The organism is Lederbergia panacisoli (assembly GCF_024626525.1).
Lineage (GTDB): Bacteria > Bacillota > Bacilli > Bacillales > Bacillaceae_C > Lederbergia > Lederbergia panacisoli.
This window is the reverse complement of sequence record NZ_JANJGU010000017.1, coordinates 32,029-49,781: the sequence shown is the minus strand read 5'-3', so window position 1 is coordinate 49,781 and position 17,753 is coordinate 32,029. Positions and strand designations below refer to the sequence as shown.

17 protein-coding genes are annotated in these 17,753 nt (G+C 39.0%); all 17 read right to left on the bottom strand.

Features of this window, described 5'->3' with window-relative positions; genetic code table 11:
- Window positions 1-2 precede the first annotated feature (2 nt).
- The 17 genes from NQ185_RS17345 to rnmV all read right to left on the bottom strand — a co-directional run bounded on the left by NQ185_RS17345 (window position 3) and on the right by rnmV (window position 17,622).
- Entirely contained in the window at window positions 3-1,589 is a 1,587-nt protein-coding gene (locus NQ185_RS17345) for a putative polysaccharide biosynthesis protein (protein ID WP_257583276.1), read from the bottom strand.
- 186 nt (window positions 1,590-1,775) lie between these two features.
- Complete coding sequence (gene spoVT, locus NQ185_RS17340) at window positions 1,776-2,312, bottom strand: stage V sporulation protein T (RefSeq protein WP_257583275.1); 537 nt, start codon at window positions 2,310-2,312, stop codon at window positions 1,776-1,778.
- 180 nt (window positions 2,313-2,492) lie between these two features.
- Entirely contained in the window at window positions 2,493-6,005 is a 3,513-nt protein-coding gene (gene mfd, locus NQ185_RS17335) for a transcription-repair coupling factor (protein ID WP_257583274.1), read from the bottom strand.
- A gap of 145 nt (window positions 6,006-6,150) precedes the next feature.
- On the bottom strand, window positions 6,151-6,375 hold the full coding sequence (fin, locus tag NQ185_RS17330; RefSeq protein WP_373370827.1) for an anti-sigma-F factor Fin: 225 nt from the start codon (window positions 6,373-6,375) through the stop codon (window positions 6,151-6,153).
- Between the two features lie 75 nt (window positions 6,376-6,450).
- Entirely contained in the window at window positions 6,451-7,011 is a 561-nt protein-coding gene (pth, locus tag NQ185_RS17325; protein ID WP_257583273.1) for an aminoacyl-tRNA hydrolase, read from the bottom strand.
- A gap of 100 nt (window positions 7,012-7,111) precedes the next feature.
- Window positions 7,112-7,747: a 50S ribosomal protein L25/general stress protein Ctc gene (locus NQ185_RS17320; RefSeq protein WP_257583272.1), complete on the bottom strand. Its 636-nt coding sequence runs from the start codon at window positions 7,745-7,747 to the stop codon at window positions 7,112-7,114.
- Window positions 7,748-8,754: 1,007 nt separating this feature from the next.
- Window positions 8,755-9,714 (bottom strand): ribose-phosphate diphosphokinase, encoded by a 960-nt coding sequence (locus NQ185_RS17315; RefSeq protein WP_257583271.1) that lies wholly within the window; start codon window positions 9,712-9,714, stop codon window positions 8,755-8,757.
- A gap of 14 nt (window positions 9,715-9,728) precedes the next feature.
- Window positions 9,729-11,102, bottom strand: coding sequence for a bifunctional UDP-N-acetylglucosamine diphosphorylase/glucosamine-1-phosphate N-acetyltransferase GlmU (gene glmU, locus NQ185_RS17310; RefSeq protein WP_257583270.1), 1,374 nt, complete (start codon window positions 11,100-11,102; stop codon window positions 9,729-9,731).
- Between the two features lie 259 nt (window positions 11,103-11,361).
- Entirely contained in the window at window positions 11,362-11,655 is a 294-nt protein-coding gene (gene spoVG / locus NQ185_RS17305; RefSeq protein WP_213100123.1) for a septation regulator SpoVG, read from the bottom strand.
- A 185-nt stretch (window positions 11,656-11,840) separates the two neighbouring features.
- Complete coding sequence (locus NQ185_RS17300) at window positions 11,841-12,215, bottom strand: RidA family protein (RefSeq protein ID WP_257583269.1); 375 nt, start codon at window positions 12,213-12,215, stop codon at window positions 11,841-11,843.
- Window positions 12,216-12,247: 32 nt separating this feature from the next.
- Window positions 12,248-13,081, bottom strand: coding sequence for a pur operon repressor (gene purR, locus NQ185_RS17295; RefSeq protein WP_257583268.1), 834 nt, complete (start codon window positions 13,079-13,081; stop codon window positions 12,248-12,250).
- A 93-nt stretch (window positions 13,082-13,174) separates the two neighbouring features.
- On the bottom strand, window positions 13,175-14,029 hold the full coding sequence (gene ispE, locus NQ185_RS17290; RefSeq protein WP_257583267.1) for a 4-(cytidine 5'-diphospho)-2-C-methyl-D-erythritol kinase: 855 nt from the start codon (window positions 14,027-14,029) through the stop codon (window positions 13,175-13,177).
- A 156-nt stretch (window positions 14,030-14,185) separates the two neighbouring features.
- Window positions 14,186-14,362, bottom strand: a complete 177-nt coding sequence (locus NQ185_RS17285; protein ID WP_257583266.1) for a small, acid-soluble spore protein, alpha/beta type — start codon at window positions 14,360-14,362, stop codon at window positions 14,186-14,188.
- Window positions 14,363-14,464: 102 nt separating this feature from the next.
- On the bottom strand, window positions 14,465-14,734 hold the full coding sequence (veg, locus tag NQ185_RS17280; protein ID WP_213131619.1) for a biofilm formation stimulator Veg: 270 nt from the start codon (window positions 14,732-14,734) through the stop codon (window positions 14,465-14,467).
- Window positions 14,735-14,950: 216 nt separating this feature from the next.
- Window positions 14,951-15,811 (bottom strand): sporulation peptidase YabG, encoded by an 861-nt coding sequence (yabG, locus tag NQ185_RS17275; RefSeq protein ID WP_257583305.1) that lies wholly within the window; start codon window positions 15,809-15,811, stop codon window positions 14,951-14,953.
- A 375-nt stretch (window positions 15,812-16,186) separates the two neighbouring features.
- A complete protein-coding gene (gene rsmA / locus NQ185_RS17270) occupies window positions 16,187-17,065 on the bottom strand; it encodes a 16S rRNA (adenine(1518)-N(6)/adenine(1519)-N(6))-dimethyltransferase RsmA (protein ID WP_308784606.1) in 879 nt (292 codons plus the stop codon).
- Window positions 17,065-17,622: a ribonuclease M5 gene (gene rnmV, locus NQ185_RS17265; RefSeq protein ID WP_257583264.1), complete on the bottom strand. Its 558-nt coding sequence runs from the start codon at window positions 17,620-17,622 to the stop codon at window positions 17,065-17,067. The genes rsmA and rnmV overlap by 1 nt, the downstream gene beginning before the upstream one ends.
- Window positions 17,623-17,753: the final 131 nt, after the last annotated feature.

The following is a 17,753-nucleotide window of genomic DNA, read 5'->3' as shown; positions in this document are numbered from 1 at the left end:
GATTACTTCCTTTCCCGTCCTTTTCCAACAAGTCGCTTGCCAAAAGGAATTAGCGATATTTCCTCAGCTGTTAATAAATGACTTTTCATTATCATAACCAAAAAAACTCCCGCTCCCAACATCACACTACTTAATGCCATAAAAGTATTAATTAAGCGGCCATCTCCGATTAAAGACGTTATGTATAGCCATAATTGCAAAGCGACTGTCATGGCAAGACCAGCAACAATAAATTTGCTAGTCATTTTTTTCAAAACCGCTAAAACAGCCACTTTTTTATTTAATTTTTTTATCATAAGAATTGATACGACCGCGAGGCTTATTATCGTAGCGATAGCAGAACCCATCGTACTTAAAGACGGTATGAATAAAAAGTTTAAAGTAATTTTTGTTAAAAGACCCACGATGATGTACCTTCCAGGGGCAAAGACATGACCCAAGCCTTGTAAAATTCCAGAGCAAATCAAAATGATAGAGCTAAAAAATATGGCAATGGCTAAAACTGAAAGAACAGATGAGCCGTCTCCATTAGCGAATAGCATTATATTGGTGGGCTTCATAATGTTAACGAGCCCTATGGCAGCACCAAAGCCAATAATGGTGGTTATTTTAATGGCGCTGATTGCTTTCTGATGAATCACATCCTCATCATCCCTTAACCAAGCGGATGCTATAAGCGGAACTAAAGCCAAGGAAAATGATGAAGCTGCAACCGTTCCAAGCTGAAGTAAAGGCTGCCCTCGATCAAATACTCCCTTTAAGACCTTTGATTCTTCCACACTTATACCCGATTGAACGAGTAAAGAATAAAGGCTAAATGAGTCAATCATTTGAAAAAGGATAAGGAGCATCCCGCTTAAACAAATAGCCGTACCATGTATAAGTACAATTTGAGCCGTTTTATAAAACTTGCGAAAAGATAAACCTTTTGTAAACAGAAGGCGAAGCGCCCTATATCTCCAAACAAAAAAAGCGAGAATAAAAAGACCAAAAGCTGTACCAATTATAGAGCCCGCAACAGCACCCCTCCCAACTTCATACAGGGAATATCCTTTTGACACAAACAGGAAAGCGATGAGCAAGATAGCAGTGACTCTTGCTAGCTGCTCAGTCACCTGGCTGATAGCAGTAGGCGTCATTTTCCCAACACTTTGAAAATAACCTCTCCCTATTGATAAGAACGGTAAAAACAAAAACATAAAGGCGGAGATTTTAACTAAAGGGGCTAACCCAGCATCCCCCATCCAAACAGATATGAATGTTGCTCCGAAAAAAAAGAAAGAAAACAACGAAGCCCCTATTAGCAACAGAGTAAGAAAAGCAGCTTGCAAACTATGTGCAAGGTGATTTCGTTTCCCTATTTCACTTTCTGCAGCTAATTTCGAAATAATAACTGGAAAACCGGAGCTCGCAAGAACAGCTGCTATTCCGTAAATTGGATATACCTGCTGATAAATGTAAAAGCCTACATCACCCACGATATTTTGAAAGGGCACCCGATATACCGCGCTTAATATTTTTACAATAAAAGCGGCCATCGTCAGAATAAGTGCACCGTGCATATACTGATTTGATTGTTCTTTAGGCAAACCCGCCCTCGCCTTTCCATGGTAAAATCTTCATGGAAATTATTATAACATAACGCTCCTCACCCTTTAAGATTCCCCCATGTTGAGACCTCTATTTACGTTTTAAAAACAAGCCAAGATAACCCTCTATTTTTAAAAAAATTAAAACCCGAAGAGCGTATTCTCTCCGGGTTATCAGAATGACTATTAAGATTCCATTTGCCTTGCTAGGAAGCTTGCTGCAGTTTCCGCAGATTTTTTTTCTATTTCACCGATGGTTTGGTCTTTCGAGAATATTACAACGGCGCCGATAGGATCCCCGCTTGCGATGATTGGAGATATCGTGTAAGAGGAAAGTTCTTCCTCATGCCCATCAATGAGCGCGATTTTATTAGGGTTTTTTTCAAGTAGGGTGGAGCGCTCAGACATTGCCTTTTCTATTATTTCACCATTGCTTTTATTCAAATATTCTTTCTTGGAGCTGCCACTGACGGCGATGACTGCGTCTCTATCGCAAATCAAGATTGAGCTTCCCAAGCTTTCATATAATGCTTCTCCATATTCCTTTGCAAAATCCCCCAATTCATTAATTGGAGAATATTTTTTTAAAATCACTTCGCCTTCACGGTCTACAAAAATTTCCAATGGGTCACCTTCACGAATTCTAAGAGTCCTCCGAATTTCCTTCGGAATCACGACCCTTCCTAAATCATCAATTCGACGAACAATACCAGTTGCCTTCATCCTAAGTTGCCTCTCTTTCATCAGATGATTTTACGAAAGCTTCCGGAATAATGAAGCACCTTAATTTAAAGAAAAGCTTCCGTTTTTTCAATTCATTACCATCGGTTATTGAATTTAGTATCTTTCAGTTAGAGAGTTCTATACATTGTTATTCATTTTTTTGGTAGATGAAAGCAAATTTTACTTTTTCGCCTTATCCAATTCCTTCATAATTTCTGTAGAAATCCGCAAGTATTCATCTGTTTGTAGTCGATTTATTTGAATCGTAATCTTCAAACGGGACCCATCCATTCCAAGGCCAACTATTCTTCCATGTCGATTGCAAGTAGCAAAAACTTTCGTACCATCAATTTCTTTCGTTCCTTCTTCTGACATAAAAATGGATATTTCACTTTTAGATTGTTTAATGAGTTCCAGCTTCGCTTGGCGCGCATACACTTTCATTTCAGCTACCGTAAATAAATAACCGACTTGTTCCGGATAGTCGCCGAAACGATCGATCATCTCCTCTTGTAATTCTTCCATTTCTTCAAGGGAATCAATATTTCTAAAACGTTTGTACATTTCTATTTTTTGATAGCCATCGTTAATGTAAGAATCCGGAATATATGCGTCCAGTTCAAGTTCTACTTCGAAGGAAGGTATGTTCTGCTGATCAATGGTTCCTTTTCGTTCATCAATGGCTTCCTTAAGCATTTGCGAGTACAAATCGAAGCCGACAGAATCGATAAACCCATGCTGCTGGGAACCGAGCAAATTACCCGCACCCCTGATGGATAAATCACGCATCGCAATTTTAAAACCGGAGCCTAATTCTGTAAATTCTTTAATGGCTTGCAATCTTTTTTCAGCCACTTCAGTAAGAACTTTGTTTCTTCTATACGTAAAATAAGCGTACGCAATCCGATTGGAGCGGCCAACCCGACCTCGTAACTGATATAGCTGTGAAAGTCCCATTCGATCTGCATCATGTACAATCAATGTATTTACATTCGGGATATCGACGCCCGTTTCAATAATCGTTGTCGTCACTAATACATCGAATTCACCATCGAGAAAACTTAGAATGACCGATTCAAGTTCCGTTTCAGTCATTTGTCCATGTGCATAAGCCACCCGTGCATCAGGGACAAGCATGGAAATTTCCTCCGTTTTTCTTTCAATATCTTCAACACGGTTATATAGGAAATAAACTTGACCGCCCCTTGCTAATTCACGTTCAATTGACTCTTTAACAAGTGCGCCGTTATATTCCATTACATACGTTTGCACAGGAAAACGATTTTCTGGCGGTGTTTCAATAACAGATAAATCCCTTACACCTAACATCGACATATGGAGTGTTCTTGGGATAGGAGTCGCAGTCAACGTTAACACGTCAATATTCGACTTTAGCTGTTTGATTTTTTCCTTATGCGTCACACCAAAACGCTGCTCTTCATCCACGATTAAAAGACCGAGTTCGGCATAGTGAATATCTTTTGATAGAAGACGATGGGTGCCGATTACTATATCCACCGTTCCATTTTTCAGCCCTTTTGCTGTTTCAGTTTGCTGTTTTTTGGAACGAAAACGGCTGAGCAAGCCAATATTAATTGGGTAATCTTGAAATCTCTCCTTAATAGTTTCAAAATGCTGTTGGGCTAATATCGTTGTCGGCACTAAAATTGCGACCTGCTTCCCGTCCATAATCGCCTTAAACGCTGCACGGATGGCGACCTCTGTTTTTCCGTAGCCAACATCTCCACATAACAGGCGATCCATCGGTCTTTCTCTTTCCATATCTCGTTTGATTTCTACGATGGAACGCAGCTGATCTTCTGTTTCTTGATATGGGAAAGAAGCTTCGAGTTCTCGCTGCAAATCACTATCTGGAGAAAATGCATACCCTTTGGCGGCTTCTCTCTCCGCGTATAATTTGATTAAGTCATCCGCAATATCTTTCACAGAAGATTCTACTTTTTTCTTTACACGCTTCCAGTCGCTGCCGCCTAATTTATATACCTTTGGCTCTTTACCTTCTGAGCCCACATATTTTTGAACGAGATCGATTTGTTCAACTGGCACATAAAGCTTATCACTAGCTTGATATTTAAGATGTAAATAATCCTTATGAACACCATTGATTAAAAGAGTTTCAATCCCTAAATATTTCCCTATCCCATGATTGACATGGACAACATAGTCTCCAACCTTCAATTCTGAATAGCTTTTTATCCGTTCAGCATTTGAAAGCTTTTGCCTACGCTTTGATTTACGGGTCTTTTTATTAAAAATTTCTTCTTCTGTTATAACAACCATTTTTGCGCCTGGCAGCTCAAAGCCTGTATTTAAAGCTCCCTGAATAATTTGTATTCCTGATCCGGGATAATCTCCATTTTTTACGATAGACGCTTCAATTTCATAGTCATATAAAACAGATTGTATTTTTTTCGCCCTTTCAGCATTTGGTGCAAGGAAAATAACTGAATAGCGATTTTTTTGCCAGCGATCCACCTCACCTTTAAGAACATGCATCTGACCATGGAAGTTTTGCATGAGTTTACAAGGGATATTAGATATGTTTTGGGGACTCGTGTTAGGAACATGCCTCATAAATAATGACAAATAGACTTTAGGCAGTTGATGTTTTGATAATAAATGCGAGAGCTGATTGGACACGGCAAGATCATGAATAATTTCACCTTGCTCTAGTAAGGATGTATGCCATTCGGCCTCTTCTTTGTCGAGTCTTTCATTCATTTCCTGAATACGGCTTAATTCATCAAAGACTAATAATCCATTCGTAGATAGGTAATCTAGCAAACTTGCAGCAGGTTCATAGGCGTAAGATATATATTTATAAAATTGCTCTGGCTTTTGACCATTTCGAAGCAGCTCTAAATCATATCCAATGTTTTCTGATAAGAGCTCTTTCGCTTTTTCATTTCTTAGTTTCTTCAAGGAACGTGATAGACCAGCTTCAAGCTGATCTACGACTATTGCCAATTGATCTTTATTTACTGGCGTTTCTGAGGCGGGACCAATTAATATTTTCTCTCTTTTTTCTTTGGAACGCTGATCATCAAGGGAAAAAGTTCGAATCGAATCAACCTCTGTATCAAAAAGCTCTATTCGTATCGGATCTGATTCGGTCAAGGGATATATGTCTAATATTCCCCCACGCAAACTAAATTCACCTGGTGCACTAACCATATCCGTGCGGCTGTACCCCATTTGAACAAACTTCAATAAGTCTTTTTCAAGATCTAAATCTTGTCCGACTTCAATAACTAGTTGGTATTTTTGCCAAACGGAAGGTGGCGGCAACATTTTTCTTAAACTAGCAATAGGAACGACAAAAACACCGCGACGGCCCGACGCCATAAAATTAAGCGCTTCAATTCGTTGGGCACGCAGTTCTGGGCTTGCAACACTAAGTTCGGCTGCAATTAATTCATTGGCGGGATAAAGAAAAAGCTCATCTTCGTCCATAAATTGAACAAGATCCTCATAAAGCTTTTGCGCTTGCAAAAGATTATGGGTGATGACCATAACTGATTTTCCAGATTTTTCAGCAGCGGCCGCAATAAATGCCGACCTTGCCGATCCTGTAAGTCCAGCTATTAATTGTTCTCGAAGATTTTCTTCAACGCCAGAAAGAATCGTTTGTATTTCATTTTGCTGTATAATTAAGTTTTTAATGCCTTGCATGTTTATCTCCTCTTCGTAGAAAAATGGCAGGAATTTAAGAGGTTAACTAGAATCTATTTATTTTCTTATTTTCCGAATTTAAAAATGCCAAAAAACTTGTGAGCCATCAGAACGGAAAAATGCTTTGGATTTCCCTCCAAAGCTTTTAATGAATAAGATAGTCATACTGATGCAAATCGGGATTCTTTACAAATGCCTCGTGGCAATCATCGCATATTGCTTGAATATGAATATCTCCATTCGATCCGTACATGACCATTTCTTGTCTTTCACTATCGGTTAATGTATGAATGCCAAGTTGTTCTTCTTGTAAAACAGCTTCATCAATGGTTGCCATTTTTGCTGAACAATGGCGGCAATAATAATGAATTGGTATAATGAGCCCTCCTCACAAAAAAGCATCGGTTCACATAGTATGAACATCTTTGCAAGGAGTTATTCAGAGCTAACCATTAAATTGGTTCATGACTTCGAGAAAAGGTTTATCCAACCATGCTTCACATGCATCTACGCATTTGTCCACAACAGATTGAATTTCGTCTTTTTCGTCTTTGCGAAACTTACTTAATACATAATCGGGTACAGTCATTCCAATCGGAGGACGATCAATTCCGACTCTTATCCTTTTGAAATCTTGAGTACCAAGATTCGCAATCGTAGACTTTATGCCATTATGCCCACCGGCGCTGCCTTTTTGTCTAAGCCTGATTTTTCCAACTGGTAAATCAAGGTCATCGTAAATCACAAGTAAATCTTCCACGGGTATGTCATAGTAATTCATAAGCGGCCTAATACTTTCTCCCGATAAATTCATATATGTTAACGGTTTAAGTAAAATAACCTTTTCCCCATTTTTATGAATAACCGTATAGATTCCGTTGAATTTTTTCTCGGACAAGGTTGTTCCGAATCTTTTTGCTAATTCATCCACAATGACAAACCCGATATTATGTCTTGTTTTTTTATATGAAAGACCGGGATTCCCCAACCCCACAATTAACTTCATCCCAAACACCCCAACTTACATCTATTTCATCTATTATACGTTAAAAGCGACTGAAACGGAAACAAAAGCGCAACCCTCTGGCTGCGCTTCACTTTATAAATTATACGTCTTCACCTTCTGCTTTGTCATCGTTGCTATTTTCAGGTGGATCTTCTTCTCGAACTCCTCCATCTGGATCTTCTTCCTCAGTACGTGGAGGCTGGATATTCGCAATTGGCTCATCATCTTCGTGATTGATTGTACACGAGAAATTGCCGCGAACGTCTCCAACTGTTATTGACTCTCCAATGTTTAAGTTTGAAATATCAATTTGAAGAACTTCTGGAATTTTATCAGGAACAGCTGTTACAGAAAGTTCATGCAGCAAAATCTGAAGAACTCCTCCACTCTTAACGCCTTCCGAGTCTTCCGATACTTCCACCCTAACATTAGCTTCAATTTCTTGAGTTAGGTCAACAGCTAGGAAATCAGCATGAACGATATCTTTTTTCAATGGATCTTCTTGGTATTCGTGAAGGATTACATTTACTTTTTTCCCTTCAAGATCCAAAGAAATAACACCATTTCGTCCGACTTCGCGCATTGTTTTTAAGAAATCTGCACTATTAACTGAAATTGGGGTATTTTCCACCCGGTACCCGTAAACTACTGCCGGAAAACTACCTTGCATACGAATGTCCGTTAATTGCGAACGTTTGCCATTCGTACGGCTTTTTGCCACTAGTACTGTACTCATAAGTATGACACTCCCTCTCCCTATTATGTAATGCATCTCTATTAATACCCTAACACAAAGGAAAATAAACTTCTAATTTTATGAAAAAAAGCGCTGGAGCTAGAATGAAAAAACACACGCATACACAGATGGCTCTAAAAAAGACCCTTAAAATTAAGGCGCTTAAACTTGTTTGTTGATTTGCGCTTCAGGCGGCTTCGCTTTCGCGGGCGGTATGGGAGCCTCCTCGGCGCAAGCGCCTGCGGGGTCTCCCCTGCCCCGTACTCCCGCAGGAGTCTTCGCCGCCTTCCGCTCCAATCAACAGTGTTAAAAATACAACAACGACTTTTAACGTTGTTAAAAACAAAATAGTATATTACCTAAATTCAGAGGAAATGAGCCACTATTTTTTATTCCCTCTAAAAAACGAGCAATTTTAAGTGTCCTCAAATCCCATGAGTTTTATTAAAGCTTACTGAAAAGTGCAGACCTACAATATTGAAAAGGATGTAGATCCGTTAAACTGAATACAAAAATTGAGTTAAATTATGAAGAACAACCTAAAAAGGTTGTTCTATAAAAGTCGAAAAATAATGTTTTTGAAAAAGAAGACGAGTTATCAAAATGTAGTTTACATCTTCTAGCGAGAAGGGACGTTTGTTTATAACATTTTTCAAAAATGGAATTCTATAATAACACCAAATTTATCATATTCATAAATGTAAAAAAATGATACAAAAGAAATATTTTTTAAAAGCCTTAATTAAGCTCATTTTTATTTTTGGCACGAAGTTGATTGGAGCGGAAGGCGGCGACTCCTGGGGGATTAGCGTGAGAGGTGAGATCCCGCAGGAGCGAAGCGACGAGGAAGCTCACCGCACGCCTCCCGGAAAGCGTCCGCCTGGAGCGGAAATCAACGAACGGGTCTAGAAATAGATTTTAAATGAAAATTGCCGAGAAAACATACTTCTTCTCGGCAATCTAAGGAGCATTAATCGCTCTTCTAGTGGTTATTTAGTTTCTTTATCTTAATCAAATAATGTACTTACAGATTGGTTCTCATGAACGCGAATAATCGCTTCTCCTAGCAATGCCGCTACGGATAGCTCTTTAATTTTATCAATTTTCTTTTCTTCCGGTAATACAATTGAGTTTGTTACAACTAACTCTTTTATATTGGAATTTTGAATCCTTTCAATAGCAGGCCCTGATAAAACTGGATGTGTACAGCATGCGTATACTTCCTTCGCACCACTCTCTGTAAGAGCATTGGCCGCAAGCGTAATTGTTCCAGCTGTATCGATAATATCATCGATCAAGATGGCAATCTTGCCTTCAACATTACCGACAATATTCATCACTTCCGCCACGTTTGGACGAGGGCGGCGCTTATCAATGATTGCGATTGGAGCCTTTAAACGATCCGCAAGTCTTCTTGCTCTCGTAACACCGCCATGGTCAGGGGAAACAATCACGATATCATCTTTATACAAATTCTTTGTTTTAAAATATTCTCCTAAAATAGGCACACCCATTAAATGATCATTCGGGATATCAAAAAAGCCTTGAATTTGCGGAGCATGAAGGTCAAGATTAATCATCCGCGTCGCCCCAGCTGTTTCAATTAGGTTAGCAACTAATTTCGCTGTGATTGGTTCACGTGCTCGCGCTTTACGATCTTGACGGGCATAGCCATAATAAGGCATGACAAGGTTGATTGTTCTTGCTGAAGCTCGTTTCAATGCATCAATCATGATAAGGAGCTCCATCAAATGATTGTTGACAGGGTCACTCGTAGACTGAACAACGTATACATCGCATCCACGTATGCTTTCCTCAATATTAATTTGAATTTCTCCATCACTGAATCGATTAACAGAACATTTCCCAAGCTCAAGACCGATAAAATTTGCGATTTCTTGCGCCAAAGCACGATTAGAACTTAATGAGAATATTTTCAAGCTAGGGTCAAGATATTGATTTGACATGTTGAACCTCCGTTTTAGTTTTTCAAATTTAGTTTCTTGACGTAATTTTCTTTATTAACCTGCCTGGCGCGCGCGATGGAGAGAGCTTCCTCCGGCACATCTTTTGTAATGGTGGAACCCGCAGCGATATAAGCACCTTCCTTAATCGTTACAGGCGCAACTAGGTTAGAGTTACAGCCAACAAACACATTGTCTTCTATTTTCGTTAAAAACTTATCTTTGCCATTATAGTTAACCGTGATGGAACCACAGCCAATATTCACATTAGAACCAACTTCAGCATCACCAATATAGCTTAAATGCGACGCTTTACTTCCTTTTCCAATTTCGGCCTTTTTAATCTCGACGAAGTTTCCGACTTTAACTTCATCATGAATGATTGATTCAGGACGAATATGTGCAAAAGGTCCGATGTGAACGTTAGAACCGACCGAGCTATTGTGTATGACAGATTGTTTTATCACCGTTTCGGAACCAACTTGGGCATTTACCAGTTCACTGTTTGGACCAATATGACAATCAGCCCCTATCTCAGTTTGTCCTTTAATGATTGTTCCTGGATAAATGATTGTATCCATGCCGATATTCACGTCAGTATCAATATACGTACTAGCAGGGTCAATGATTGTTACACCACTCTGCATGTGAACGTCATTAATTCTTTTTCTCATGAGTCTTTCTGCTTCGGCTAAGGCTACTCGATCATTAATACCCATTGTTTCGTCAAAATCCGCCGTTTGAAAGGCAGATACGCTCATGTTTTTATTCTTTAATATTTCAATTACGTCGGGAAGGTAGTACTCACCTTGGGCATTATCATTCGAAACCCCTTCTAAAGCTTCAAATAACGCCTGATTGTCAAAGCAATACGTCCCTGTATTTATTTCTTTCACTTTTCGTTCTTGTTCATTTGCATCTTTATGTTCAACGATTTTTTCTACAGTTCCATTAGAATTGCGAATGACCCTGCCATAGCCGTCAGGTCTTTCCGTAAAAGCTGTTAAGATTGTTGCTTTCGCTTCCTGCATTTCGTGTTGCGCAATCAATGCTTCCATCGTTTCAGCTTTAATAAGAGGTGTATCACCGCATATGACTAGAGTTGTACCATTCTTATTTTGCAGCACTTCTTTTGCCTGCATGACCGCATGGGCAGTTCCAAGCTGTTCATCCTGAAGAACAAAATCACTTTTTCCTTCCAATTTAGTCTTTACAAGCTCCGCTCCATGTCCAACAACAGTGACGATTTTGTCGACGTTCACATTTGAAATATTGTCAACAACGAACTCTACCATTGGCTTCCCACAGATAGGATGAAGTACTTTATAAAGTTTTGACTTCATTCGTGTTCCTTGGCCAGCAGCCAGTATTACAGCGAATCGATTTGTCATAAACGGGCCCCCAATAACCTTTTTTTCCATAATGAATATATCTTAATTACTATCTTTTTTCAAGAAATCGAGAGAATGTATAGAAAATGTTCATAAAATAGAAAAGCGGAAGCACATATCGTAGGGAGAAGTTATGTAGTTAGATAGGCACTGAAGCTAGACAAAACCTTTTTAAAAAGTAGAAATCAATATTGAAAGGAAAAAAGGACAAATAAAAAAGAGCCATACTTATGAAGTAGGCTCTCGCTGCATTTCTATTTCATGAAGCACCGGCTTCTTCTAATTCCGGTTCTTCAACTTCTCCCAAACGATGGTATTCTGCTAATACGACATCCTGGATTTTACTCCTTGTGTTGGAGTTTATTGGATGAGCAATATCGCGAAATTCTCCGTCCGGAGTGCGTTTGCTTGGCATCGCCACGAATAGACCATTGTTACCGTCTATAACACGAATATCGTGGACGACAAATTCGTTATCTAGGGTAATTGAAGCAATCGCTCTCATTCTACCCTCTGTGTTGACGCGGCGTAGTCTCACATCTGTTACTTCCATTGTGCTCACCACCTTCTCCTCCTAGATAGAACCATAATTATGTATTCAACACAGATTGGAAATTTCCTGCTTTAATTGTAAAATTTTTTTAAATATTTATAATATGCAGTTTCAATGACCATCGTATTGTAAGCGTTTTAAGTATTTGCCGTTTTTGGCCTTTGTTGGCCAAAACTAAAATCAAGCTATTTTACAAGTGCAATGACTTCAATTTCAAGCAGTACATCTTTTGGCAAACGAGCCACTTCTACGCACGAACGAGCTGGTTTGTGAATAGAGAAGTATTCACCATATACTTCGTTAATCGTAGCAAAGTCATCCATGTTTTTAATAAAGACCGTAGCTTTTACGACAGACTCAAGAGAAGCCCCTGCTTCTTCCAACACTGCTTGAAGGTTTTGAAAAACTTGATGAGTTTGTCCAACAACGCCTCCAGAAACAATGGATCCCTCTGGCGTCAAAGGTATTTGTCCAGAACTATAAAACATATTGTTAACGATGATTCCCTGTGAATAGGGACCAATTGCAGCTGGTGCTTTTTCTGTAGATACGTAGTGCATTTCCTTCTCTCCTTCGAAATAAATTTAATTTCTTACAAAAAATCTGATTGAACTGTAAAATAATTTCCCTTTGAGACGTTAATCTGTCTTTCTTTCACATTAACATCAGTAAGCTTAATAAGAGAAATATAGTCATCAACTAAACGCTCTTCCTCAAACTCCGATTCAACTAAAACTGCAGTTCCGGCAACAATTGCATTAAATTCCGCAAGAAGGTTTACCATTCCATTGATTGTGCCTCCTGCTTTCATAAAGTCATCCACAATCAACACTTTAGCGCCTTCTTTTAGGCTTCTTTTAGAAAGGGACATCATTTGCAAGCGTTTAGATGAACCGGACACATAATTAATGCTTACCGTCGAGCCTTCCGTTACGATACTATCACGCCTAACGACAATAAACGGTACATTCAAATGATGGGCAACCGTTTGTGCTATAGGTATTCCTTTCGTCGCCACTGTCATAATCACATCAATATCCCGATTAGAAACGGCAGAAGCAAGATGTTTTCCCACTTCATTTAATATTTGCGAATCCCCTAACAAATCCGTCATAAATAAGTAACCGCCGGGAAGTAAACGATCGGGATCGGCAATTAATTGGCATAAACGATTAATAAATTCTTCTGCATGTTCTTTTTTAACCTTAGGGATATATTTCACCCCGCCAGCTGCCCCTGGAAGGGTTTGCAAAGTGCCAATCCCCTGACTTTCAAATGTCTCTTTTATAATGACTAAATCCTCACTGATCGACGATTTGGCTGAATGATAGCATTGCGAAAAATAAGTCAACGAAACAAGCTCCCGCGGATGATTCATTAAGTAATGAGTCATATCTACGAGACGCTCGCTGCGGCGAAATTTCATCTTTTTACCTCCTGAATAACCCAAATGCGAATATTATTATTGTAAATATACATGATTGTACGTATATTGGCAAGGTTTAGGAGAATTTGAATGTTACTCGCCCAACATTCTTACGGCAAATACTTGATCGCAAAATCCTCTAAGTCCATTATAAATTCTTTGCATACGAGAATCATGTTGGACGAGGCCGAATACAGTCGGTCCACTACCACTCATTAATACCGCATCTGCACCAAACTTCTCCATTTGCTCTTTAATATGAAGAACCTCAGGATACATCTGCAACGTAACTTTTTCTAAGGCATTCCCTAAATGGCGGCACACTTCTTCGTATTGACTATTTTTAATAGCGTTCACCATTGCTTCCGTATTTGGATGGTCGATTTGATTTACATTAACATTTCTATATACATCCGCTGTCGAAACCCCTATAGTAGGCTTTGCCAAAATAACCCAAGAGCTCGGCGGAGCTGGCAGTTTTGTAATTTTCTCTCCTCTTCCACGAGCCAAACCTGTACCACCATATACACAAAAAGCTACATCCGAACCAATCTCTGATCCAATTTCGGCCAATTCATCCATAGATAAGTTAAGTTCCCATAATGTATTCAGCCCTCGTAAAGTGGCTGCGGCATCACTGCTTCCTCCTGCAAGACCTGCGGCAACTGGGATTGTTTTATCGATAGAAATCGTAACCCCTTGACGAATATTACATTTGTCCTTTAGAAGCCTTGCCGCTTGAAATGCAAGGTTTCGTTGATCATCGGGTACAAAACGGCTATGCGATATAATAACGATTTTACTATCGTCTCTATTTTCAAGTTCAATCCTGTCAGCTAAATCGATAGTCGTCATGACCATTTCCACTTCATGATAGCCATCCGCTCTTTTGCCAAGCACATCCAATGTTAAATTAATTTTAGCTGGGGCTTTCATTAACAGTCTCATGTCATCACCTGCTTGTCTCTCCGTCTTTTCACTTTTTCCATTTTAACATGAAATGGAATAAAGACATAAACTTCTTCTGTTTAAAAGAAAAAAAACCGAAGCATGAGCTTCGGCTGCGGGTAATTGAATATCTTTAGGTTTTTGGATATTCCAATGTCATTGTTTATTGGCAAGCTGTTGTTCAGCTATTTCGATGGCACGTTTAACCATATTACCAGCATCTCGGGCTTTTATTCCGCCCCATCCTTCTTCCTGGACAACATTATAAAATCCAAGCTCTTTCGCTAGTTCAACTTTCGTCTGATCTGACATGATCCCTCTTCTTCGCCCCAAGAAAATTCCTCCTTATACCCGCTTTTATAGTGTGGGCAAAAGGGAGCGATTTATAGAGTTAAATCTTGCCTGAATGAAAAAACAGCAGTAAACAATGAATGTTTACTGCTGTCCCAGTGCTAGACTTCCTGCTGTATCTTCAAAAAATGTAAGTTCAACCGTTTCAGTAAGTACATCTGCATAGCTGTAGGAAACACGCTCAAATGCATTTTCCTCTTGGTCTAATTCGATGACAAAAACCGATGGATAAGTTTCTGCCAAAACCCCAGAACGTTCAATGGTTTTCCTGCGGCCTCCATTGGCTTTTAACATTAATCTTTTACCCAAGTTTGAATCAAGGGATTTTTTAATGCTTGCTAATGTTTTTGGCATTTCGCTCCACCTCACTGTTTTTAATTATAGCACGGCGAACAAATAAAGTCAAATAAATTATTTATTTTATCAATCATTCCTGCCTGTTGTCAATACTTTTTTATTTACATTTTATCCCCTTTTCCAACAATTTTTATTATGTACTGTTTTTGGTATCTTATGTACAGGTTATGACATTTCCTCATGGAAAAAGCACTGGATAAACTCTCCAATGCTTTATTCATCGATTGGTGGTTTAAAAGGCATCCCTGTTCGCAACACACCTTTTGTTTCCACTCCCCCAAGGCCTTTTTCCCCAGTAAGTGTATTTCGCAAGACATCCCACACATTAATCCTTTCCATAAAAGGAGTAAAACTGATTTTTGCAACAATATAAACTGGATCAAGAGCGTGTATATTGACACGGAGAGGGGAGCTTGCGAAATTGGCTCCTGCAAAAATGAGTGATTCGAAATGTGATTGACAGGCACCTGCAAATATGACGAGTTGATCAAGGTTTGGTATTTTTTTTCGAGCTTCTTTAACAGTTTCTACAAAAAACTTTGAATGTCGATATGCATTGAGATCAACCTTTTTCCCTTTAGCTTTTGAATAGGCATCATGTCCGGTGATTACGAGAATATCCGGGCGGTATTGTTCGATTAATTGACCGACTCGGAGGTGCATTTCTTTTTCATTGCAATGTATGCCGATTACAGCTACACCAAGTTTCTCATACAAATCTAGGCATTTTTCCAAATAGTTGGGGTCACCGTCAAGATGGAGGACTCTCCCAGGCATTTGAAAATAATTAAAATCCCGTTTATAACCAGAAGTTACTTTATACTCTTGTTCTAATCGAATAAGGTCAATATCTTGCCTAAATAACTCAAATGATTGTTCTTCAAGTGAACGGACTTCCGATGTCCTCTCAAAACGTTCAGATTCACTAATAGGGACTAAGTCATCAATAGGCGAGTCTGCTGCAAGCCGGTAGTCTTCCCCGTATAATATAGCAGTCCTTTGACCGTCAATCTCCATGATATCGATGACTCTGAATAAAATGTCACATTGATAGGACATACGGCCGACAATCATATTGATTTTAATCACGGTCGTCAACTCCAATGAACAGTGAATAAATTATGTTCCTCATGGATTAGGCTATGCAGACGACTTGATCAATGTGAATTAGTTTGCTTTTTGAAATAAAGACCCTGTTATAACTGAATGTTGATGTCAAGACGTTTGAAAAATAAACGGAAAAATTCCGTTTGTTTTGGGAAATCTCCCTATTTCCTTAAAAATAAGGGGAGATTTTTCGTCTATATGGTACAAATCATTGGATTTTGTTATATTTAGAGCAGTAAACCGGAATATCTCCTCTTATTCCTGCTTTTTAAGATGGTGTATTATACATTAACCGGAAACCCTCCGCCTATTTATTCTCATAGTTACACAAAATTTATTCCTTTAACGAAATAATGGAAACAGGGCGTCACTCAGCAATCCAAATTCTTGAATAGAAAGAGTTTCCCCTCTTCTTTGTGGGTCAATCCCTACGGCGCTTAAAGCCTTCAAAATCTCTTCCTTCTTTTCCTTCCCCTTTTCAAGTCCATTCGTTAAATTATTCAATATGGTTTTTCTACGCTGCGCAAATGAAGTGCGAATGATATGAAAGAAAAAAGGCTCGTCCAAAACGTCCACAGCTGGTTTTTCTCTTTTAATTAAACGAATGACCGCTGAGTCCACGTTCGGCTGCGGCATAAAAACAGTTTTTGGTACAATCATGACCGTTTCAGCTGTTGTATAATATTGGATGGCAATCGATAATGATCCATAATCCTTTGTACCGGGTTTGGCTGATATCCTATCTGCCACTTCTTTTTGCAGCATGACGACCATTCCGCGTATCGGAAGATTGTTTTCTAGCAATTTTAATATAATCGGTGTCGTTACGTAATAAGGAAGGTTAGCAACGACCATTACATCCTGAATAGTTGTAAACTTCTCCTCTATAATTTCCTGCAAATTTGCATCCAAAATATCCTGGTGGAGAATTTCAACATTATCATAAGGGGAAAGCGTGTCTTTAAGAATAGGAAATAATCGGCCATCGATTTCGAAGGCAACGACCTTTTTACTTTCCCTGGCTAAATGCTCGGTCAATGCGCCAATCCCCGGACCGATTTCAATGGCTCCAGTTTCCTTTGTTAAACCAGCAAACTTGGTGATATTACGCAATATGTTAGGATCAATTAAAAAATTTTGCCCAAGGCTTTTTTTAAATGAAAATCCATATTTATTTAAAATATCTTTCGTACGTATTGGTGTGGCAATGTCTTTTTCCACTATTGTTTTTCCTCCTGTAAGACACATTTTAGCGCCTTAATAAAATCTTCCTTCGATACTTGAAACATCATTAATCGCTTATGCAGCTGCTTGCCATTCGTATAGCCAATTTTAAGCAACTCTCCAATCCTTTCCCTGCGTTCCTTCGCTTTTGGCCCTCCGATTAATCCTGCGTCGATTAAATCATCTTTAGATATTAATTCTCCGGTTGCTTCTCTCATTGTTTGTGCTTCCTTTAAAGCCTCTTGTATGACTTCCCTGGAAGCGTGCTCGACTCCAATTCCATGACCAGATTTGGGCTTAGCGAATTTTTTATCGATAAAGGCGTGCTTGCATCCGGGAACATGCTCCGAAATGGTTTTACGAATTTTTTCACCCGGATAGTCGGGGTCAGTAAAAATAATGACGCCTCTTACTTGCTGGGCTAATTTAATTTTTTCAATCGTTTCCATCGAAATCGCGGATCCATTCGTTTCAATCGTGTCTGCATCTACAGACTTTTGTATAGCCCGCGTATCATCTTTTCCCTCAACAACGATTATTTCTTTTATTTTCATTTTTCCTCCAAAAAAGTTGAAACATTTTTGTAATATGAACGTCTAATATAGTAAGATAGTTTTCCCCTATCTTCTTTGTCGATTATCTTTTGCATCATTACAAGCGGTTCAGGAGATGATCGACCTTTTTT

Excerpts from the sequence above, each read along its gene's own strand:
- spoVT (WP_257583275.1), bottom strand. The coding sequence starts at position 2,312 with ATGAAGGCAACTGGTATTGTTCGTCGAATTGATGATTTAGGAAGGGTC.
- mfd (WP_257583274.1), bottom strand. The coding sequence starts at position 6,005 with ATGCAAGGCATTAAAAACTTAATTATACAGCAAAATGAAATACAAACG.
- pth (WP_257583273.1), bottom strand. The coding sequence starts at position 7,011 with ATGAAGTTAATTGTGGGGTTGGGGAATCCCGGTCTTTCATATAAAAAA.
- NQ185_RS17320 (WP_257583272.1), bottom strand. The coding sequence starts at position 7,747 with ATGAGTACAGTACTAGTGGCAAAAAGCCGTACGAATGGCAAACGTTCG.
- NQ185_RS17315 (WP_257583271.1), bottom strand. The coding sequence starts at position 9,714 with ATGTCAAATCAATATCTTGACCCTAGCTTGAAAATATTCTCATTAAGT.
- glmU (WP_257583270.1), bottom strand. The coding sequence starts at position 11,102 with ATGACAAATCGATTCGCTGTAATACTGGCTGCTGGCCAAGGAACACGA.
- spoVG (WP_213100123.1), bottom strand. The coding sequence starts at position 11,655 with ATGGAAGTAACAGATGTGAGACTACGCCGCGTCAACACAGAGGGTAGA.
- NQ185_RS17300 (WP_257583269.1), bottom strand. The coding sequence starts at position 12,215 with ATGCACTACGTATCTACAGAAAAAGCACCAGCTGCAATTGGTCCCTAT.
- purR (WP_257583268.1), bottom strand. The coding sequence starts at position 13,081 with ATGAAATTTCGCCGCAGCGAGCGTCTCGTAGATATGACTCATTACTTA.
- ispE (WP_257583267.1), bottom strand. The coding sequence starts at position 14,029 with ATGAGACTGTTAATGAAAGCCCCAGCTAAAATTAATTTAACATTGGAT.
- veg (WP_213131619.1), bottom strand. The coding sequence starts at position 14,734 with ATGCCAAAAACATTAGCAAGCATTAAAAAATCCCTTGATTCAAACTTG.
- yabG (WP_257583305.1), bottom strand. The coding sequence starts at position 15,811 with ATGATTGTCGGCCGTATGTCCTATCAATGTGACATTTTATTCAGAGTC.
- rnmV (WP_257583264.1), bottom strand. The coding sequence starts at position 17,622 with ATGAAAATAAAAGAAATAATCGTTGTTGAGGGAAAAGATGATACGCGG.